The sequence below is a fragment of the Mycobacterium sp. E2989 genome, from assembly GCF_001667595.1.
Lineage (GTDB): Bacteria > Actinomycetota > Actinomycetes > Mycobacteriales > Mycobacteriaceae > Mycobacterium.
In genome coordinates this window covers 83791-105502 of sequence record NZ_LZJX01000138.1, presented here as the reverse complement: position 1 = coordinate 105502, position 21712 = coordinate 83791, and the positions used below count along the sequence as shown (strand labels likewise).

General features: G+C 65.1%; 14 protein-coding genes. 4 read left to right on the top strand and 10 right to left on the bottom strand.

The genetic code is table 11. The features are described from left to right. Positions 1-20: 20 nt before the first annotated feature. The 10 genes from lpdA to A5680_RS24715 all read right to left on the bottom strand — a co-directional run bounded on the left by lpdA (position 21) and on the right by A5680_RS24715 (position 18388). Positions 21-1430, bottom strand: a complete 1410-nt coding sequence (lpdA, locus tag A5680_RS24760; RefSeq protein ID WP_067824225.1) for a dihydrolipoyl dehydrogenase — start codon at positions 1428-1430, stop codon at positions 21-23. 449 nt (positions 1431-1879) lie between these two features. Continuing rightward, complete coding sequence (locus A5680_RS24755) at positions 1880-3121, bottom strand: thiolase family protein (protein ID WP_067824222.1); 1242 nt, start codon at positions 3119-3121, stop codon at positions 1880-1882. 119 nt (positions 3122-3240) lie between these two features. Further along, positions 3241-3618 carry a tryptophanase gene (locus tag A5680_RS24750; protein ID WP_231977691.1) on the bottom strand — a complete coding sequence of 126 codons (378 nt, stop codon included), beginning with the start codon at positions 3616-3618 and terminating at the stop codon, positions 3241-3243. Positions 3619-3883: 265 nt separating this feature from the next. Further along, the gene (locus A5680_RS24745) at positions 3884-4276 is read right to left on the bottom strand and encodes a hypothetical protein (RefSeq protein ID WP_067824215.1); all 393 of its coding nucleotides are present in this window, start codon (positions 4274-4276) and stop codon (positions 3884-3886) included. 109 nt (positions 4277-4385) lie between these two features. Continuing rightward, a complete protein-coding gene (locus A5680_RS24740) occupies positions 4386-4916 on the bottom strand; it encodes a YkgB family protein (RefSeq protein WP_067824212.1) in 531 nt (176 codons plus the stop codon). A gap of 319 nt (positions 4917-5235) precedes the next feature. Next, a complete protein-coding gene (locus A5680_RS24735) occupies positions 5236-7512 on the bottom strand; it encodes a LuxR C-terminal-related transcriptional regulator (protein ID WP_067824210.1) in 2277 nt (758 codons plus the stop codon). A gap of 1015 nt (positions 7513-8527) precedes the next feature. Beyond that, positions 8528-9457, bottom strand: a complete 930-nt coding sequence (locus tag A5680_RS24730; protein ID WP_231977690.1) for an alpha/beta fold hydrolase — start codon at positions 9455-9457, stop codon at positions 8528-8530. A 365-nt stretch (positions 9458-9822) separates the two neighbouring features. Further along, positions 9823-12627: an AAA family ATPase gene (locus A5680_RS24725; protein ID WP_156669739.1), complete on the bottom strand. Its 2805-nt coding sequence runs from the start codon at positions 12625-12627 to the stop codon at positions 9823-9825. A 63-nt stretch (positions 12628-12690) separates the two neighbouring features. Further along, positions 12691-15498 carry a LuxR family transcriptional regulator gene (locus A5680_RS24720; RefSeq protein WP_067824202.1) on the bottom strand — a complete coding sequence of 936 codons (2808 nt, stop codon included), beginning with the start codon at positions 15496-15498 and terminating at the stop codon, positions 12691-12693. A 91-nt stretch (positions 15499-15589) separates the two neighbouring features. Continuing rightward, positions 15590-18388 carry a LuxR family transcriptional regulator gene (locus A5680_RS24715; RefSeq protein ID WP_067824200.1) on the bottom strand — a complete coding sequence of 933 codons (2799 nt, stop codon included), beginning with the start codon at positions 18386-18388 and terminating at the stop codon, positions 15590-15592. 456 nt (positions 18389-18844) lie between these two features. Here A5680_RS24715 and A5680_RS24710 point away from each other — a divergent pair, with 456 nt between their 5' ends. The 4 genes from A5680_RS24710 (at position 18845) to A5680_RS24690 (ending at position 21693) form a co-directional block, all read left to right on the top strand. Next, positions 18845-19225 carry a phage holin family protein gene (locus A5680_RS24710; protein ID WP_067824197.1) on the top strand — a complete coding sequence of 127 codons (381 nt, stop codon included), beginning with the start codon at positions 18845-18847 and terminating at the stop codon, positions 19223-19225. Between the two features lie 115 nt (positions 19226-19340). After that, positions 19341-19652, top strand: coding sequence for a protein UsfY (usfY, locus tag A5680_RS24705; RefSeq protein WP_067275576.1), 312 nt, complete (start codon positions 19341-19343; stop codon positions 19650-19652). Between the two features lie 630 nt (positions 19653-20282). Next, on the top strand, positions 20283-20498 hold the full coding sequence (locus A5680_RS26415; RefSeq protein WP_231965198.1) for a hypothetical protein: 216 nt from the start codon (positions 20283-20285) through the stop codon (positions 20496-20498). A 763-nt stretch (positions 20499-21261) separates the two neighbouring features. Then, positions 21262-21693, top strand: a complete 432-nt coding sequence (locus A5680_RS24690) for a cupin domain-containing protein (RefSeq protein ID WP_067275569.1) — start codon at positions 21262-21264, stop codon at positions 21691-21693. Positions 21694-21712 lie beyond the last annotated feature (19 nt).

The window sequence follows — 21712 nt, the reverse complement described above, 5'->3', positions numbered from 1 at the left end:
GAGCACCGTGAGCAACGGCCTCATAGGTTGATGGCGTGTCCGGTGAGTGCATGGAAGCACTCCTGTAGTCCCTCACCCAGAGTGGGATGGGTGTGCACGTTGCGGGCCAGCTCGGTGGCGGTCAGGTCCCAGAGCTGGGCTGCGGTGAGCTCGGGCAGTAGCTCGCTGACTTCGGCACCGACGAGGTGGGCTCCGAGTAGCTCGCCGTGCGCGGCGTCGGCGATGAGTTTGATGAAGCCCGCCCGTTCGCCGAGGCCGTGCGCCTTTGCGCTGGCCTGCATGGGAAACGTGGCGACGCGAATATCGCGGCCGGTGGCGCGGGCCTGGTCTTCGGTGTAACCGAAGCTGGCAACTTGGGGTTGGCAGAACGTCACTCGTGGCATCATGCGGTAGTCCAAGGGCATGGTCGGCGCGCCGGCGATGGTCTCGGCGGCGACGATTCCCTGGGCCGAAGCGACATGGGCCAGTTGCACTTTGGCGGTGACGTCGCCGATCGCGAAGATGTGGGGAGCCGAGGTGCGCATGTAGTCGTCGATGTCGATTGCCCCGCTCGTCGTGAGGTGCACGCCGAGCCTGTCGAGGCCGAGGTTCTCGACGTTGGGGCAGAATCCGATGCAGATGAACGCGCGGGCGGCGTCGACTGAGGTGGTGTGGCCGCTGCCGTCGGTGTGGGTGACGGTGACGCGGTCGCCTTGGTCGATCACCGCGTCCACCCGGGTATTGGTGTGGATGGGAATGCCGCGGCGTCGGTACTGGCGGGTCAGTTCCTTGGAGACGTCGGTGTCTTCGTTGGGGAGTGCGCGGTCAGCGTACTCGAGAATTTGGACGTCGACGCCGTAGCTGTCGAGGATGTAGGCGAATTCCATGCCGATTCCGCCGGCGCCGATGATGATGATGGACTCGGGTGTCGTCGCATCGAGGATCTGCTGTTCGTAGGTCACGATATTCTCGCTCAGGGTGATCCCGGGCAGCGTCCGCACTCGTGAGCCAGTGGCGATGATGGCGTTGTCAAAGCGGAGGGTGCTGGTGCCGCCGTCGCGCAGCTCGACGTCGAGTGTGTGGGCTCCGGTGAAGCGGCCGCGCCCGTCGATTTCGGTGATCTTGTTTTTGCGCATGAGGAAGTGCACGCCACGCACCCGGGCGTCGGCGACTTCGCGGCTGCGTGACACGGCACGGGCGTAGTCGAGGTGGATGTTGCCGCGGATGCCGAACTCGTCTGCCTGGTGCTTCAGGATGGAGGCGATCTCGGCGTTGCGCAGCAAGGATTTTGACGGCACGCAGCCGGTGTTGAGGCAGACCCCGCCCCAGTAGCGTTCTTCGATGATGGCGACGGCCAAGCCGAGTTGGGCCGCGCGGATGCCAGCGACGTATCCGCCGGAGCCGGCGCCGACGACCACCAGGTCATATTCCGGGGGTACTGGTGCACTCATCGCGAGGTGCCTTCCTTGGGTGATGAGTAGATCGTCGGTCGCCGGCGCCGAAACCTTCGCAGGCACATCAGCATCCGACTCGGCTGTTCGTCCTACTCAATCGGCTGGGACCGCCACGAAGTGTTCGATGGCGATGACATTGCGCGCGACCCGACTGGTGAGACGATGGCGCGGCAACGCTCTATCGCAAAGTCGCAGTGCTGTTCTGGGGTTCACCGGTTAGTGCCCCTTCTTTTTCGTCCGACATGCTTGCGGTTTGGCCGCGGTGTCAGTGCGAACCATCGGTGAGACACGGCGGCTTGCCCGAGAGCCGCGACCTGCGTAGAAGCATCCGCAACTCTTTATCGACCAGAGTGTCGCCGAGCCGGGCGAGATGTCATCGCCCTCGTCATCGATTCACCCGGGTGAGGGTGACCGGCGGGCGCGGCCGTTCGGTCGTTCGCGCGTTGTTACTCCGCGGCGGCAACGCTTTCCAAGACCACCGCTACTCCCTGGCCCGAGCCAATGCAGACCCCAATCACCCCGTAACGGGCGCCTCTTTCAGCCAATTCGATCGCCAACGTCAGCAGATAGCGAGCTCCGGTAGCCCCGAAGGGGTGTCCGATCGCCACCGCGCCACCATTGGGTGTCAGCTTGTCATCGGGAACCACGAAACCGTCCAGCTGGTTTGGTAATTCCCGCAACACGCCGAGTGCCTGGGCGCTGAACGCCTCATGCACCTCCCACACGTCGATCTGCTCGGGGACAAGCCCGGCCCGGCGGATCGCGGCCGGAATCGCCCATGCGGGGGCCACCCCCATAATGAGGGGATCGATGCCATAGACCGCGCTCGATATCACTCGGGCTAACGGCTCGATGCCGAGTTCGCTGGCTCGCTCTCCGGAAGCGATGACGACGGCACTGGCGCCATCACTCAAAGGCGAGGAGTTGGCCGCGGTCATTTGAGTCGTTCCGGGCTGGGCCGGTAAAGCCGCCAGCACCTCAGCGGTGGTGTCATCGCGGATGAACTCGTCATGTTCTGCTAGGCGGGCGGGCGCCTTCTTTGTCGCTGGGATCGTCACGGGCATAATCTCTTTGGCCAGTCGACCTCGATCACGAGCGGCCTTGGCGCTTCGCTGGGATCGCAGCGCAAAGGCGTCGATCTCCTCGCGGTTCAGCGAGTAGCGGTCGGCGACATTTTGCGCGGTCTCGATCATGCTGATGTAAGCGTTGCGGGCCAGTAGTACCGCATTGGGCGGTCCTCCAGCACCGCTCCACATGGTGTCGAGCATGACAACCGGACCTCGGGGGCTGAACGCGGCTTCGCCCTTCATCAACGCCCACCCCGACCGCGACATCGACTCGACGCCACAGGCGATACCTAGCCCGAGGTCGCCGGCCTTGATCGCATGGCTGATCGTCACCGCCGCGCTGAGCGATGATCCGCAAAATCTGTTCACGGTGGCCCCGGCCGCGGTGTCAGGAAACCCCGCGGCCAACGCCGCCCAGCGGGCGATGTCGCCCATGCCCTCGTGAGCCGGGTTCACGCACCCCGCCACGATGTCCTCGACGGCATCGAGCGGCACACCCAGCCGGTCACACGCGCCCTTCATCGTCATGCCCAGCAGGTCGTCGGCCCGAATACCCGACAGCGTGCCGCCATAGCGGGTGAACGGGGTCCGTACACCCCCCAACACATAGGCCTCAGTCATCGTCGTACTTTTCGAATGCATCGGGTCCGCAAGGCCTCGTGTGGGTGAGGTGAGCCATCCCGCCGGCTCACCCGGCCACGCTTCCCGAGATTATTCGAGGCGATTCTGACGCACACCACCTAAACCGCCTTGAACTGCTGCAGTCGAATGACGTCAAGCATCATGCGCAGTTGTGATTCCTCTGGGTTGCCGGCATAGCTATTCAGCCAGACCGCCAGCTTCGAGAATATCGATACCGGCAACGGGATCGGGTTTGACAAGAGCGTGGTGAGGATGCGCTTGATCGCGAGATAGCCTTCCCCGCATCCCAACTCGATGAAGACGAGCGTGCGTTCGTAGCCGGTCAGACCCGATGTCACCGCATCGGCCAGTAGCCACGCCATGTCTTCATCGGAGATGGTCGGCCCGGAATTCGTGGGACGCGATTGCGCACGCGAAATGCAACTCGCCGGGTGAAGAGTCGTCGACGACGCCAATCGGGCCAGGGCACGTTTCATGTCAGAAACCACCTGGATCGATAGTCTCTTTGGTCTCAAAACCTGTGCCCACGTGGTGGTTTCCTTCCCGGGCTCCGCCGGCGCCGGCTGGACGACTCGTTTTTGGCTATGCTTCCGGTCCAGTCGCCACCTACGTGGGCCTAGGCTACGCCCCGCTGTGTGGCCATGAACCCGGCGACATCTGCTCTTCGATAAGCATGTCCGCACGCGGGGTGAATCGTCATCACCCAGCTATCTGCTCGCCCGGGTGATTCGTGCGATGCGTTCAGACGGAACGGAACCGGCGCAGCGGCATTCGTCTGGTGACCACTGGTGATTGTGCGGTGAGGCAGACCCCTCCGACATCATGATGAAATGTCAAGGTGCGCTGTGTGAATCGGTCTTCGGCCTCGAACCGCAGGGACACCGCGAGCTCAGTGCGTTCGGCGATACCGGTGTAGCGGATAACCACCGTCGGATCACCGCTGATCGTATCCAATCGGATCGGGGCCGTGACCATCTCATACCTGCGTTGAGCGAACCGGGAGCCGGAGGGGGTGGCCCCGATGATATCGACGCAACACTTGGCGATCAGAAGATCGATCTCGGCTAACACCTTCGCGGTGACCATGATCGACGCGCTGCCCGTCGGACGCGTCCCGCGCGCCGCGGCGCTCACTAGTGCGCACGCGCCCGTCAATACGACACCCTCACCCATCGTTAATCACGCCCTGGATTCGGCTTTTACCGGTACAGTCGCCAGCGGTAACACCGATTGAGCGGCAACCTCATCCGCAGAATGTGTCAGTCCGTTTGACCGGCTCAGCCTGTCCGCGGGTGGCGTCGATCGAGTCCGCAAGCAGCCAGAGCGCCAAGCCGATGAGCGCAATGTCCTTCATCAAGAATTCCCCGTCGGCGGACAAAACGGGAAAGCCGCCAGCAGACGCCTCGCCGACTCCGGGGGTCGTGATCATGAAACTCAGCGTGATCACGAAGAACAGTGAGGCGAATAGGCCGCCCACCACGGACGCCTTCGGGAACCACGGCTTGACGGCAAGCAATGCTGCGGTGATCAATTCTATTGATCCGTTCAAGCGACCAAAGGCGTCGATCGACATGATTTCGTACACCCAACTCAGGAGCGGGCTATTGGCCACCCAATGTGAAATGCCGTGGGATTCATAGTAAGTGAACTTCATGGCGCCGAACCAGGCCAGGACTATCACCAGACCGTATCGTGCGGCCACGGGCGCCATGTGAATCGCTCGAAGCCTTGTCCGGCCGCCGGTCAACGTGGTGGTGGCCTCATTGTGTGACATGCGGTCTCCCGTCCTGACTGTGTCGTTTCACCGCATGGCCGGTGCCGAACTGACCGCCTTGGTTGGCGGCGCAGTTGGTCGAGACGTTGATCCAGGCGGTTATCAGTGACCACTATCTCTGCGCAGTGGGCGAGCTGTCTTCATCCGCGCGCACAATTCACCCGGGTGAGACGCCGACGAGGAAACCTCCTGCGGCACGGATTCTCTTCGACCGCACGGGTGCATCATCCGTCGGCTCGCCGAGGTGATCACTGGAGGCGTTCTCGGATGAGATGATTCCCGGCCGGCCGGCCGGTCCGGTTTGGGGCGGGAAGGCGGATTACAGCAGGCCGAGTTCTCGCGCCCGGCCGACCGCCGAGCTGCGTTGCTCGACGCCGAGCTTGCGGTAGATGGCGCGCTGGTGGGTCTTCACGGTATTGAGCGAGACGTATAGCCGCTCGCCGATTTCACGTCGCGACAACCGGGTTGCGAGCAGGCGAAGAACCTCGAACTCTTTGGGGGTCAGCTCCTCAGTGACCGGGCACCGCTCATGGCGCGACGTCACCGCGACGCCCGCCCTCCGCTCTGCCGGAGCCAGCAGTGTCGAGGCGATGCCGGTGTCCGTGCAATCGCGCACCAGTGTGCCGACCTCCTCGAGGATTGCCCTGGCGGTCTCGCGGTCGCCGAGATGCTCGATGATCTCCGCTTTGACCGACAGCGCCTTGATCACCTCGGGGATTGCTCCTCCTTGGCGCGCGGACATGACGGCCATGTCGGCGGCGGCGAGTGCTGCAGCCGCGTCACCGCGCACCCGGAGGAGTTTGGCCGTGGCAAGAGACACCATCACGTCGACGAGGTGTTCCGGATCCGCCAGGTCCCGGGCGCTCCCAGAGGCCCGGCGGATCTGACGTTCGGCGTCCGCCAGCTGGCCATCTTCGGCTGAAATCAGTGCCAAATGGCCCAACGCGTATGTGCGGACGCGACGATCGCCCACCTTCTCGGCCAGGTGTACGGCCCGCCGGAAGGCGGCTTGCGCCTCACGGGTGCTGCCAGAGAAGTACAGCGCGGCTCCATATATGCAGTAGGCGCTGGATTGGCCCAGCGGTCCTTCGGCGAGATCGAGGGTGATAGCCCGCCGAGCGGTGTCCAGCGCCGCGCCGACGTCCGCCGTCTTCAGCGAGTGAATCGCGCGCAACACGACAACCTGAGCGCAGACAGCGCTGTCACCCGCGCCGTCGCCCGGCTGTCGGCCTTCAATGGTCCGGATCCACTGGGCCGCGCCGTCGAGTTCACCAACGCTGAGGGCGATCCACGCGCGGGCCACGCTCAGCCTCGGATCCTGTCGAACGGTTTCTTCGGGCAGCAGATCAAGCATGCCCGAGACGGTCGAGACGCCGCCCCCGTTGAATTCGTCGACCCAGTCCGCGGCGATCAGGTCTGCGCTTCGCGCGATATCACCGCCGGCGACCAGGTGGCGGACCGCCTCGTCGATGAGGCCCTCGCTCTCAAACCAGGTTGCGGCTCGTCGGTGCAGATCGGCGACGAGGTCGGGCTCGCTGCGACGCAGTTCGGTGCGCAGCAACTCTCCGAACAGCTGGTGGTAGCGATACCAGTGACGCGAGCTGTCCAGTGGCACCAGAAACAGGTTTTCACGTTCGATCTGCTCCAACACCAATGCTGAGCCAGACGTTTGCAGCAACGCATCGCACAGCGCAGCGCTGAGCCGTCCCAAGATCGAGGTGCGTAACAGAAAGCTGCGCAGCTGGAGTGGCTGACCGTCGAGCACCTCGGCCATCAAGTAGTCGACGATATGGCGATTGTCGCCGGCGAACGTCCGGATGAACGCGGCGGCATCAGCGCGACCGGCAAGCGAGAGAGCGGCGAGGTAGAGGCCGGCAGCCCAACCCTCGGTGCGTTGGTGCAACAGTTGAATATCTGCGTGGTCTAAGTCCAGTCCGAGCACGTCATTCATCAGATGGGTCGCCTCGATAGCGCCGAACCGCAAATCGTCGGTGCGGATCTCAGCAAGCTCGCCGCTCGCCCTGAGTCGCGCCAACGGCAACGCCGGATCCGATCGGGTGGCCAATACCAAGTGCAGATTCGCCGGCATCCGGCTGATAAAGAACGCAAGCTGTTCATGGACTGCTCGATTTGCCACCAAGTGGTAGTCATCGAGGATGAGCGCCGTCGGGCTTTCGATCGTGTCCAGATCATTCAGCAGCGTAGGCAGAACCACCTGCACTGGGTCGGCGCCCAACGCGAGGAGTTCGACCGCGCGAATCCCCACCCCGGGATTGGTCTTCTGCAGCGCGGCGACCACGTACATCCAAAACCATACTGGGTCGCTGTCAGCGGGATCGAGTGACAGCCAGCCAAATCGCCTGTCCTCACCCGCAGCCAGGGCCCACTGCGCCAGCAATGTCGTCTTGCCCCATCCCGCCGGCGCGCTCAGTAGGGTCAGCTTGCAGCGGCGCCCCGCCGACAGTGCGTCGAGCAAGGCGGTGCGGTGAACGAGCTTGGCCGCAATGGCCGGGACGTGCAGTTTGGTGCCGAGGAGAATCGTGCGGGCGGCGGCTTCTCCGACCCCGTTGTCGCTGTCGTTAGCTGACCCAGTCATGTCCGAACTCCGCGAATGCGTTGAATCCACCAGCCGGGGTGGAAAACTCGGTGTTGAGGCCTCCGGAGTGGGCGCTCGCGTCTCGGTATCCCAGTTTGTCCCGGCGGGGGCGGCCAGGCTCGTCGTGACCGGCAGTAGCCGTGAACCCGTTGAGTCAGATGCGTTCCCCGTGATGACCTCCGGCGTGCGTCGCCGGTGGCCGTTTGGGCCGGCGGGCCCTCGTCCCACCACCGGCACAACGGTTTTCTCGCGAGCCACGCTAATGCTGTGTCCGCTCACCGCAATTTCCCTCTTCTCGCATCGATGCGATGACTCCGCGTCTCGACATGGGGTGACCGAGGTCTCAACATGAAACGCCGTGAGAGCGCCGGGGTGCTCATGGTCGTCGGGTAACCAACACGTATCCACCGACGCCGAATACGACTGGCAACATCATCAGCATCCCCAACAGTGTGCTCATCATCGTTTTCTCGATTCCGCTGTGTCGTTTGCTCTCGGCGCCACTTCCCGGTTGAGCGGCCGCGGTCACGGCGTTCCAAGAGTCCAATGACTACGTTGGCAGCGGGGGAGCGCGGTCACCATCGCCCAGCGGGTGATGTTTAGAACCGGGTCGGTGTATACGTAGTGGCTTCGATATTTGACAGCCCTGTCAATCCGACCGCCGCATGAAGGTGAATCACGCCCGACCCCGTCGGCCTAAGTGTGCGTGCAGACGGACAAAGAACCCCATTCGAGACAGCGATGTGGGGACATCCGAGCAACTCTGTGAGACGAAGGCCTGACGCGATCAAAGTCATTGCTGGGAAATGGTTCTCGTTCTTCAGGGCGATCCGTGCGGCGAACAACTGCGGCGATGCGATCGGCCGGCCGCGGCGGGTCGTGATGTTGGGTACTTTGCATGGTGGTCGGCGGGCTGAGACGCGCTTGCCGCAGCCCCAGCCCGCCGAACGGTCAGCATGAGGATCGCGTAATCCCCAGTGAATCGTGTGCGCAAAGGGGAACCGGACCAACCGGGTCACGACACTCGCTCCTCACCTGCCACGGGTGATGTATTACGCGCCGAAGTGGCATGGCTCATAGGAAAGTCATCGTCTGGCGGCGGGTCTGACGCCGCGCATGCGCCTGCTTCATCGGCCCTGAAATGGTGATAGTCGGCGGCGACGCTGGAGCTGATCGCTTCGGTGACCACCTGCGGGACTTCATGCAAGAGCGTGTGCCCGGCGGCGTGCCGGTGAATGAGAGTCGCCGCCGGGATACCGTCGGCCAACTTGCGGGCATGCCACATCGGCGTGAGCTTGTCCGCTCCTCCGCTGATGATGGTTGTCTTGGCCGTGATGGAGCTCAGGGTCTGAGAGCAGTCGTACTCCCTCAGACCGAGCAGGAAGCCGACTTTGGTCGCCGACGGGGTCGCGTTGACGGCGGCCGCGGACATAGCCACCAACGATTTCGGTGCGGATTCACCGTATCCGCCGTGCCTGGTCAGTGCCGCGCACACCGGACGGGCGAGCAATTGAACAACCTGATCGGTCCCCGCGCGCGGCATGCGGTGTACGAGGTTGTAGATCATGCTTGTCGCCGGGGTGTTCAGCAGCCGACCGAGGCCGTGTGAACCAAGGCTCCCCGCGGCGGTCGCGACGAGAACGAGGCTTTCCGGCTCAACGGGACGCGAGCTGGCTGGCCGGCGTAGATAGGCCAAGGCTGTCATTCCGCCCATCGAGTGTCCCGCCAGGGTGAGAGGGCCTGTAACGCGAAGCGCCACCAGCACCTCGGCGAGGTCGTCAGCGAGTCGGTCGATCCGGTACGTGTGCATTGGCGCATCGCCGGAGTCGCCGTGGCCGCGATGATCGTAACTGATGATCCGGATATTGTTGCCCCAGAGGCGAATTAGCTGCGTCATCTGGATATTCCACGACTCTTTGTTCAGGCAAAAACCATGAAGGAGCACGACCGTATGGCCGGCGGCGTGAGATCCCCAGTCCCGAACGGACAGCGAGACGCCATCGCTCGTGGTAACCGTGCGGTTGCAGGCCAGTGATCGGCGTGTGCCCAGCGTTCGCCTCCGGCCGCGCCGCGGTGCCTGCGTGTGGGACCGTCGCTGCACTCCAAGCGTCGTGTTCAACATTGTCTCGGTCTTTCGCTTGTGTGCTCACCGGCACGGTGTCTGGCCTAGCTGGACCGCCGGGCCGGCGGAGTACGTGATCAGGGTCGACTTACTACGGTCGTCGTGCGGCCAGCGCAAAACCATCGCCCGGAGGTTGATGTTTAGGCCCGGATGGATGCAGTACTAGGCGGTCCCGTATTTGGCGCCGGTCAATCGGAGCCGCGCATCAGCTGCGCCAACTCGCCACGGGAGGCAATTCCCAATTTGGCAAACGCGTTGTGCACGTGTGTCTTCACCGTATGCGGGGAAAGATGCAGTTGCTGCGCGACGGAGCGGTTGGTCGCGCCCTGGGCGATGAGGTTGACTACCGTAAGCTCGGAGTCGGTGAGGCTGTCCCAGCCCCTTTTCGCCCGCGGCTGGGCGACGATGCGCCGTTCCACGCCTAATCGGCGCAACTCGCGGCCGACCCGACGGGCATCTGCAACCGCTTCGCATTGCACAAAGGTGTCGAACGCCTTGTTGAGGCCCTCGATCGCCTCCGCATCGCGTCCGGCGCGCACGAGTTCACCAGCGGCGTCTTCGAGGGCACCGGCGTGGAGAAGCGGACGCCGCGTACTAAGCGCGCCGGCAGCCTCCAAAAGCGCATCGGCGTCACTTTCCAGGATTCCGCGGGCCTGCTGGGCGACCGCCGCGAACAACGCCACACCGGGCCGCTCGCGTTCCAGCACCTCGATGCTCTGCAGCACTCGCGCGCGCAGCCCGGCGTCCCCGGCTGCCGAAGCCACCCGCGCTGTCAGCGTCAGCTGATCGAACACGTTAGGCCACAGCGGTGTGATGACACGCGCGTTCTTGCCGCCGAGCCAGCGCGCCGCGTCGCCAACGTCGCCGCGGTCCCACGCGGCAAGGGCGACCACATAAGCCGCGCCGCCGGACAGCAAGGGCGAGGTGCTGGAATACAGGGCTGTCGACTCAGACACCAAGTCTTGCAATAACTTTCGGTCACCTGTTCGCGTCGCTACCTCAGCCAGAACAAGAATGCGCTCAACGTTGACCTCGGTACCGTTGGCCCATTCACGCCGAGGCAGCGCCTCGATGGTGTCGCGCGCCGCGGCCAAGCGACCCGCCGCCGCATGAACCATCCCGCCGAGATGGGTCCAGCCGGGAAGCGCCATCGCGTTGCGTTCGCGACGGGCCTTCTCGGTGCCCTCGGCGACCTGCACGCTGGCCTCCTCCAAGCTGCCCACGCAAACAATCAGGCCTGCGCGCCGCTTGGCGGCATATATGCCGCCGAGGCTTGCCTTGCCCCCGCGCGTCAATACATCGACCTCGTCCATGCGCCGAAGTGCGCGCACCGCATAACCGTCCTGGTAGTCGTTCAGGGCAACCGCGGTAGCGCTGACGATCCGGGCTTCCACATCACCGGTCGCGGCGGCTTCGGCCGCGGCCGCTTCCGCGGCCGAAGCGTCCGCATGCAGGCCGTTGACCACCTCGAAGTAGGCCACCCATGCCTGATGGCGCGCCCTGATGATGTCGTTGATGCCGACCAACTGCAGCGCGCGACGTAACTCGGCAATGCGTTGCGCCGGATCCTCGGTGCCCGCGGCGATGCCCAGCCGAATCTCGGCTTCGTCGTCTTGGGACAGCTGCGTTGCGAGCGCGCTGTCGGCAAGCGCCTGAGCCTCGTCATAACGGGTCGCTCGATTCAGTAACTCCACCGTTTCGGCGACCAGTGGGCCGTGCTCAGCGTCGTTGGCGGGCAGTAGCTCTAGTGCGCGCTTGCTCAAGTCCGCGGCCCCGCTGGCATCGCCGCGGCCGACCGATTGGGCGGCTAGGCGCAGGGCGTCGATCGCCTCGCGGTCTCCGGGTTCGGCGCTGCGTGCCAGCTGGGTGGCGACCTCGGCTGGGGCCGCGCCCATCCCGAGCATGACCGAGGCGGCTTGGCGCTCCATGGCCCGCCGCAGGGACTGCGGCAACGACTGGCGGGTGGCCTCGCGCAGCAAGTCGTGCCGAAACCTCAACCGCTCGCCGTCTTCGATGAAAAGATCCGCGCGCACCGCCTCCTCGAGCGCCGACAGCAACGAGGCGGGTGAGCGTTCCAGCATCGCGGCCAGCAAGCCAGCCGAGAACCGGTCGGGCAGCACCGCGGCCACCCGCACCACTTCCGAGGCGCCATTGGAGAGCAGGTCAAGTCGCTGCTGCATACCGGCGCCCAGCCGCCGCGGCAACCCCTGTCCGGTGACCATCGCGCGCCCGCCGGAGAGATTGAGCCTGCCCTCCTCGCCGAGCCCCCCGACAAGCTCGCTGACCAAAAACGGGTTCCCGTGCGCCTTGGCGGCCAGATTCAGCAGCGACGCATCCGCCCGCGCCCGCACCGCGTCTTGAACCATGTCGGCGACCGCATCCGGCGTCATGGCCCCTAATCGCAAGAATGTGGCATTCGCGCGTTGCAGCACCGACAACGTCTGCTGCACCGCCGGCCGACTGGCCCCGGTGCGGGCCGTCAATACCCACAACACAGCGACATCGGGCCGCATCGCGGCCAGCGACCGCAGCGCCAACAGAGTGGCGCTGTCGGCCCAGTGAATGTCCTCCAGGACGATGACCAGCGGCGTTTTCGCGGCCGCCGCATGAATGGCTTCGGCCAAATCGTGGACCACCCAGTAGCGGAGATCCGCCGAGGTGCCCAAGCGACGCAACGCCTCCGCATCACCGACCGGGGGCTCCGCGCGCAGGGTTGCCATGAACAGCGAGAAAAACGGCACCGTCTGCTGATATTCGAACGCCTCACCGAACAGTGCCCGAACACCGGCCTTCTCGGCAAGCAACAAGACCTCGGTGAGCAACCGGCTCTTGCCGATGCCTGGTGGGCCCTCGATGACGAGCACACCCCCGCGCCCCCGGGCCACCGCATTGACCCGCGCGCCAACCGTTTTCAGCTCGTCTGCCCGCCCTCGAATCGGCGGGGTGATCAAGCGTTGGCCGCCGACATCAAATAGGCCGGTTGAAGACCCCACGGGAATCCCTGTCTTCCATCTACCGGACTGCCACTGCAGTGCACACCATTCTAGGTGTGCACGTCACCCAGGGTCGCGCATGAGCCGCGCCAGTTGGGAACGGGAAGTGATGCCCAACTTGGCGAAAGCGTTGTGTACGTGGGTTTTCACGGTGTGGGGGGAGAGATGCAGCTGCGTGGCGACGTCGCGGTTGGTCGCGCCCTGTGCGATGAGGTTGATGATCTTGAGTTCGGAATCGGTGAGGCTGTCCCAGCCGGTTTTTGACCGCGGGTGAGCCACGATGCGCCGTTCCACGCCTAATCGGCGCAATGTGCGGCCGACCCGGCGGGCATCGGCAATCGCCTCACACTCGATGTAGGTGTCGAACGCCGCGTTCAGTTCGTCGATCGCCTCGGCGTCGCGCCGTGCGCGAGCCAGCTCGCCGCCGGCGTCCTCGGCAGCACTGGCGTACAGCAGCGGCCGCGGAAACCCGCGAAGCGACTCCGCAACGGCCACCAAGGTTTGGGCATCGTGTTCGAGGATGCCACGGGCATAGGCGGCCACCGCCGCGAACAGCGGCAGCGCGGGCCGTTCACGTTCCAGCACTTCGGTGGCCTGCAGAACCCGCGCGCGCAAGCCGGCGTCACCGGCGGCCGAGGCCACCTTCGCACCCAGGATCAACCGAACCAACGCATGGGGAAAAAACGGCGTCGCCAGCAGGATGACGTCGCCGAGCCAGCGCATTGCGTCATGAACATCGTCCCGCTGCCACGCCGCCCGCGCGAGCACATACGCCGACCCTCGACGTATGCCGGCGGAGCCCGTGGAGTGGGCGGCACGGGCGTCATTCACCATCTGCTGCAGCAAGTTTCGGTCATCGGTGTGTGCCGCCACCTCGGCGAGGATCACCATGCGAAGTACGTCGTGCTCGGTTGCCCCCGTCGGCTGGGGCGGCGGAAGGCGCTCCGTCGCATCGCGAGCGGCTGACAGCCGGCCCGCGGCGAGGTGGACAAGCCCGCTAAAGACGGCCCACATGGCGAGAGCCATCGCGTTGCCTTCCCGGCGGGCTTGCTCTGTTCCGTCGGCGATGCGGGCCGTCGCGTCGTCCAACCGGCCGACGACTGCCAGGAGGTTTGCGTTGTACATTCCGGCATACGCATGCGCCAACGCTGTTTCATTCGTGTAAGCAAGCGGGCGGAGCTCCTCGAAACGGCGTAGCGCGCGGGACGCGTACCCCTCACCAGCATCGAGCAAAGCGTGGGTGAGGCCGGCCATGATCGTGGCCTCGATATCACCGGTGACTTTCGCGGCTGCGGCCGCCTCGTCGGCGGCCGCGCGTCGTTGGCCGCCTTCGTCGAATATCAGGTTGTACGCCAGCCAGGCCAGGTGCCGGACCCGGGTGACCTCGCTGATGCCGCTCAACTCAAGCGCCCGTCGATTCTCTTCCACCCGCCGCTGGTCGGTGTGCTTGGTGTGCACCGGGAGCCGAAGACGGATCTCGGCCTCTACTTCCGGCGATGCCGCCTCCGCGAGCGCCGAGTCGGCCAATTCTTCGGCCTCGCCGTAGCGGCTGGCCCGGTTGAGCCACCCCACCGTTTCCGCGACCAACGATCCATATTCGGTGTCGCCGGCGGGCAGTAGTTGCAGTGCGCGCTTGCTCAAGTCCGCGGCCGCGCTGGCATCGCCGCGGCCAACCGCTTGCGCGGCCTGGCGCAGTGCGTCAATCGCCTCTCGATCTCCCGGCTCGGCGCTGCGCGCCAGCTGGGTAGCCACCTCGGCCGGGGCGGCCCCCAGGCCAAGCATGGCCGATGCCGACTGACGCTCCATCGCCCGCCGCAAGGACTGCGGCAACGACTGCCGGGTGGCCTCGCGCAGCAGGTCGTGCCGAAACCTGAGGCGCTCACCGTCTTCGACCAATAAATCCGAGCGCACCGCCTCCTCCAGCGCCGAGAGCAACGACGTCGGTGGCCGGTCTAGCATCGCTGCCAAGAGCTCGGCCGAGAACCGGTCCGGCAGGACCGCCGCCACCCGCACCACCTCCGACGCACTACCGGAGAGCAGATCCAGTCGCTGCTGCATGCCGACTCCCAGACGGCGAGGCAGCCCGTGTCCGGTGGCCACCGCCCGGCCGCCCCTGACGTTCAGTCGGTTCTCCTCATCCAGGCCGCCGACAAGCTCGCTGACCAAGAACGGGTTCCCATGCGCCTTGGCGGCCAGATTCAGCAGTGACACATCGGCTTCCGCACGCACTGCGTCTCGGACCATGTCGGCGACCGCATCAGGTGTCATGGCCCCCACTCGCAGAAATATGGCATCCGCGCGTTGCAGCACCGACAACGTCTCTTGCACCGCAAAGCCGCCCGCCCCGGTGCGGGCAGTCAATACCCACAACACCGCCGCATCCGGCCGCGCGGTGGCGAGCGACCGGAGCGCCAACAGCGTCCCGTTGTCGGCCCAGTGGATGTCCTCCAACAGAATCGCCAGCGGGGTCCGAGCGGCCGCGGCATTAATCGCGTCGGCCAAATCGTGCACCACCCAATACCGCAGATCGGCCGAGCCACCTAGCTGGCGCAACGCCTCTGCGTCTCCGACCGGGGGATCGGCGTTGAGGGTGGCCATGAACAGCGAGAAAAACGGCACCGTCTGCTGGTATTCGAACGCCTCCCCGAACAGCGCGCGCACGCCGCACTTCTCGGCCAGCACTAACACCTCGGTCAGCAACCGACTCTTTCCGATGCCGGGTGGCCCTTCGATGACCAGCACGCCGCCGCGGCCCTGCGCCACCGCGGTAACCAGTGCGCCGATCTTTTTCAGCTCGTCCGCCCGTCCTCGAATCGGAGGTGTGACCAGGCGTTGGCCGCCGGTGTCGGATAGGCCGGCTGGAGGCCCCATCGGGTGTCCTGTCTAGCGTTTGATTACCGGACTGCCATTGCAGTGCACGTCATTGTAGGCCGTGCACGGCATCAACGAGATTTGCTGTCGATCAATCGGCGCTGCGGATGCGCTGGCTCAGTTGGGCTCGGGAAGTGATCCCGAGCTTGGCAAAGGCATTGTGCACGTGTGTCTTCACGGTGTGCGGGGAGAGATGCAATTGCTGCGCGACTGAGCGGTTGGTCGCGCCCTGTGCGATGAGGTTGATGACCCTGAGTTCGGAATCGGTGAGGCTGTCCCAGCCCGTTGCCGCCCTCGGGTGCGTGACGATGCGGCGCTCCACCCCTAGTCGGCGCAACATCCGGCCGACCCGGCGGGCATCGGCAACCGCTTCGCACGCGACGTAAGTGTCGAAAGCCGCGTTCAGGTGGTCGATGGCCTCAAGGTCGCGCTCTGCGCGAATCAGCTCGGCGCCGGCATCCTCGGCAGCGCCGGCGTAGAGAAGCGGCCGCGCCGACGAGTGAAGCAACTCCGCGGCAGCCACCAATGCTGTGGCGTCACGCCCGAGTATGCCGCGGGCATATCCGGCAACCCCTGAAAACAGCGGGACCGCGGGCTGCTCGCACTCCAGCACCTCGGTGGCCTGCAGGACCCGTGCGCGCAAGCCGGCGTCACCGGCGGCCGAGGCCACCCGCGCACTCAAGATCAGCCGATCGAAGGCATAGACCTGTAGCGGTGTTCCGAGCAGGGCGATGTCGCCACCGAGCCAGCGCACCGCTTCATGGACGTCGTCGCGCTGCCAGGCCGCCAGCGCGAGCACATACGCCGCTCCTCGACGGATCGCAGGTGAGCCGGTGAAGTAAGCTTTTTGTGCCTCATTGGCCATCTGCTGCAACACGTTTCGGTCATCCGTGTGCACACCCACCGAGGCCATCACCACGATGCGGAGCAGGTCCGGCTCGCTCACGCCTGTCGGCTGTGGGGGCGGCAGGGACTCAGCCGCATCGCGAGCGGCCGACAGCCGGCCCGCAGCGAGGTGAACGATCGCACCAATGACAGTCCACATATTGAAGACCATCGCGTTGCCTTCGCGGCGGGCCTGCCCAATGCCGTCGGCAATCCGGCCCGCCGCGTCGTCCAACCGCCCGAACACTGCCAGCAGGATGGCGTAGTACATCGCCGCATAGTGATGCGCCAAGGCCGCATCATTCGTGTAGCCGAGCGAATGAAGCTGTTCGAGGCGGCCTAGAGCGCGGACCCTGTGCCCCTCGCCAATGTCGAGCAAAGCGAGGGTGACCTCGGCCATGATTGTGGCCTCGAGATCACCGGTGGCCGTCGCGGCGGCGGCAGCCTCGTCGGCTGCCGCGCGCTGTTGCCCTCTCTTGTCCTGCAACACAAGGTTGTAGGCCAGCCACGCCAGATGCCGTGTACGGGTGAGCTCGCTGATGTCGCCCAACTCGAGCGCTCTGCGATTTTCCTCCGCCCGCCGTTGGGTGCTGTGTTTGGTGTGCGCCGGGAGCCGGAGGCGGATCTCGGCCTCAACTTCGGGCGAGACCGCCTCCGAGAGCGCCACGACGGCCATTTCTTCGGCCTCGCCGTGGCGGCCGGCCCGGTTGAGCCACTCCACCGTTTCCGCGACCAGGGATCCACGCTCAGCATCTTCGGCCGGCAACAGCTCCAGCGCGCGCTTGGTCAAGTCCGCGGCCGCACTCGCGTCGCTGCGGCCAACCGATTGCGCGGCTTGCCGTAATGCCTCGATCGCCTCCCGATCTCCGGGTTCGGCGCAGCGTGCCAGCTGGGTGGCCACCTCGATTGGGGCCGCGCCGATACTCAGCATGACCGACGCCGACTGGCGTTCCATCGCCCGCCGCAGCGACTGCGGCAATGACTGGCGAGTGGCCTCGCGCAACAAGTCGTGCCTAAACCTCAGCTGCTCACCGTCTTCGACGAATAGATCCGCGCGGACCGCCTCCTCCAGCGCCGAGAGCAATGAGACCGGCTGACGGCCCAGCATCGCGGCCAGCAAGCCTGCCGAAAACCGGTCCGGCAGCACTCCGGCGACCCGCACCACCTCCGAAGCAGTGTCGGAGAGCAGGTCGAGTCGCTGCTGCATACCCACGCCCAACCGTCGCGGCAGCGCATTTCCGGTGGCCATGACTCGCCCGCCGCTTGCGTCCAGCCGATCTTCCTCGGCCAGGCCCTGCACAAGCTCGCTGACCAGGAACGGATTTCCGTGCGCTTTGGCAGCCAGATTCAATAGGGACTCATCCGCCGGCGCCCGCACCGCGTCGCAGACCATTTCGGCGACCGAGTCCGGCGTCATGGCCCCCAATCGCAAAAATGTGGCATTCGCGCGTTGCAGCACCGACAGCGTTTCTTGCACCGCCGGCCCACCGGCGCCGGTCCGGGCGGTAAGCACCCACAGCACCGCGGCATCGGGCCGCGTAGCGGCCAGCGACCGCAACGCCAGCAAGGTCGCGTTATCGGCCCAGTGCACGTCCTCGAGAACGATCGCCAACGGTTTTCGGGATGCGGCGGCGTATATGGCGGCCTGCAGGTCGCGCACCACCCAGTAGCTGAGATCGGCCGACGTTCCCAGGCGGCGCAACGCCTCCGCATCACCGACAGGAGGATCCGCACGCAGGGTCGCCATGAACAGTGAGAAAAATGGCACCGCCTGCTGGTACTCGAACGCCTCGCCGAACAGCGCCCGAACACCGGCCTTGTCGGCCAGCGCCAAAACCTCGGTCAACAATCGGCTCTTCCCGATGCCCGGCGGCCCCTCGATCACCAGCACGCCGCCGCGCCCCTGAGTGACCGCGGCGATCAGCTCGGCGATCTCCTTCAGCTCGTCCGCCCGCCCCCGAATCGGCGGTATGCGGAGCTTCCCCGATGGCCTTGCGATGCTCACGCGAACCGGCGCCCCCCGACGTGCAGTAGGCGGGCTGTAGGCCTCTCAGTCGTGTCGTCCACAGATTCTCGCAACCGCTAGCGCTGGTAGTTAGTGTATGCGAATAGCCAGGACACCGATCGGGCCGTACGTGCCCACCCTCGATGCTGGGCGCCCAGCGACGCCGACACCGCGCTACTCAGCACCGCGATTGGCGATGGGCCCAGCGTGCGCGTTCGGGGAGCCTAGTCATTTCCTCACCCGGGTGATTGATGCCGCGGGGTGAAGACAGCTCACCCGCAGGGCGCCCAAGCTTGACTCCGGCAGGACCTACGCCCCAATGGCCGGGCGAATGCCAGACACGCAGCACGCCCCAGCAGTAGGTGATTCGGGAAAGGACTAAGCGATGTGCGCTGAGTCAGCCGGCAACAACATCGGATTGGGCGGCGGACCCGGCTCGGCGACCTACACCTCGGCATGAGGCAAATCCTGCGGTTCGCCAGCGTGCTCCTGACATCGTGGGGGATCGGACTACTGGTTGCGGCGTGGATTGTTCCCGGAGTCGTGGTCTCGATACCGGGATATGTCGTCGGAGTGCTGGCGTTCACCATAATGCAAGCAAGCCTGTCCTTTTCGATCATGCAGATGTCACGCGAGTACGCGTCATTGCTGCTTGGAGGCGCGGGCTTGGCATTGACGATCGTCGCGTTGACCCTCGCTTCGCAATTGACGCACGGGCTCACCATCGATGGCGCGCCATCCTGGCTGGCGACGACGGTGGTGGTGTGGCTCGTGACCACCATTGGGGCGATTACGCTGCCCGAGCTGCGCAACCGGGCCGGGGCAGGCTCGACCTGAATCGCGCATCCAAGCGGTCGCACGCCCCGGTGGTCCGCATAGAGGTCGGGCATTTCGTGCGGGTCCGCCATGGATGGATTGTTGGTCACCGGCGAGACGACGAAGGGGAGTGCTAATGGGAGACACGCATGATGATCCGACGGATCACTGCCGCACCACGCAACCCCACGCGGGTATCGCCGTGAAGGACAACTTCTTCTGGCCGGGTTTGGTTCTGCTGGCCGTGGCCACGTGCGGGCTGATCAGCTCGGCAGCAGAAGCCGCCTATGGGCGCTACGAATGGCTCTGCACCTCGGTGCTCGTTGCCGTTCTCGCCACCGTCGCCGCGACGCTGTGGCTCACCATAGAGCTTCGTCGCGTCACGCGCATCGATGCGCGGTGGGACGCTGCGCACACAGGGAGTCGTAGACCTCCGCCCATACGCTGATCACCACTTGCGAGCATCCCGGCGACATTGACGGGCAGGGGCGTCCTATCCCGCCGTCATTGTGTCATGTTGCGCAACAACACAAATAGCTCGTCCCTGTCTTGGGTCAAGAAGTTCGCGTGCGCTCGTGACACGAGCAGCACTCATCAAATCGCCCGGGTGAATGAGCCGACCGGGTGATGACCACTCGTCCCGGGTCGATAAATGCTCGCATGACAGATCGCGAGCGGACGTACGTGGAATCGGCCAAATGCCGACCCCAAGGGCCGCATCAGCGAGCAGCGGGTCGCGATGACGGGACGCGCTGCTGCGTGATCGCGCGGAACTCCATAGCCACGAATTGGAGAAGACCAGATGAAGCGCCGCCCATCCCAACGATCACCTGCCGAATACGGCCCGGGTACCGGCCGGTCATCGCGGCTGCTGCAACGAATCTGGGACGCCGCCGCCCTTGCCCGACGGTGGGCGCACCGGAACGGAGATGACGCGGTGGACGCCGCCCTCGGAATCGAGCAGCAGCTGAACACGTTGCGGCCCATTTGTACTGCCCAAGGGCTGTCGAGCGGCGAAACATGCGGCGCGCCCGCAGTAGCGGTCGCCGAGATACATGCTGTCGACGGATGTGACCAGGTGGGGCTAAACACGGACGGCGACCTCGTTGAGGTGCTGTGTGAGGTCTGCTTGGAGATGGTCCGATGGGCGATGGCGACCTACGTGGACGACAAACGAGAGATGGCTTCCCGACGAGGCGCCAGCCCGGTGTGTGCGACCTGCGGACGTCCCACTGGATACCTGCGCAGCATCCTCGCTGTGCGTCCGATCGGGGCGGAGTGGCTGGCGTTGTGAATCGCCTACGCAACGCTTTCCTGTTCGTTGCTGTGGTCTCCGGTGACTACGCCGTTCTCACGTTGATCGACGGTCAGCCAATCGATTTCGGTGTCACCGCCGCGGGCTGCGCGGGAGCCGTGGCCACGGCGAGGTTGATCGCCCTCGCCGACAGCCGGCGCCGCCGAGCGGTGGCGCGAGGACGCACGGCCGGCTGGCTGCACCGTGGCTAGCGGCTCAGGAGTGGCGCCGACAGGCATGGCCCGTCATGCCGGGGCACACACAACAACGTGCACGACCAGATTCGCTGAGTGCCGGGCGCGCCAGGAATCGGCTCCGGCCCGTGCTTCAGGTCCGGCCGTTGGCAGCCGTTCACAGACGCCGGCCATGGCGTCTCCGCGCTCACCCGGGTGAATCGGCCCGCCGGGTGATGACGACTCACCCCCCGTCAGTGAAGCCTTAGTCAGGAGCTGACGAGCGGAGGCTAAGTGCGGTCGACGATGTATCGGATCTGCATTCGAGGCCGCCTGACGGAGCGCCTCGGGGCCGCTTTAGAAGGGATGCGCCTCCAGCCCGGTGTGCACGAAAGCATGTTCACAGGTGAAATCCGCGACCAATCACAGCTTTACGGGCTTCTCGACCGGGTCCGTGATCTCGGCCTTGAGCTCGTCAGCGTACAGCCCGAGCCCGGGGCTTCCCCGACAACCAAAACCCGTACCGGCAAGCGCGTCACTGGCAACACGATCTTGCGTGTAGCGGAAGACGAAAAAGGGAGGCAACCAAGATGTTTCTGAAAGCAGCACTTGCCGCGCTGACAATCGCTATGACGCTCGCACCCGGGGCCCAGGCCGAGCCGGATCCGGAGAACTTGGATCAAAAACCGGTTGTCCGAACAGTTTTCAACCAACCTACCAATGTCCCGGGCAAATCACTGCAAGCAGTGACCGTCAGCTACCCGCCCGGAGCCAAAAGCGGAGCGCACCACCACGCGAAATCGGCGTTCATCATGGCCTACGTCATCTCCGGGGCGATCCGCAGCCAAGTCGAGGGCGAGCCTGCTCGCGTCTATCACGCCGGTGAGACGTGGCGTGAAGCTCCCGGCGCGCACCACACCATCAGTGAAAACGCCAGTGCCACCGAACCCGCCGAATTGCTAGCAGTTTTCCTGTTAGACACCGGAGACGGACCGCTCACGACCGACGACAACGCAGAATGAACTTGCCGGGGCGAACCGC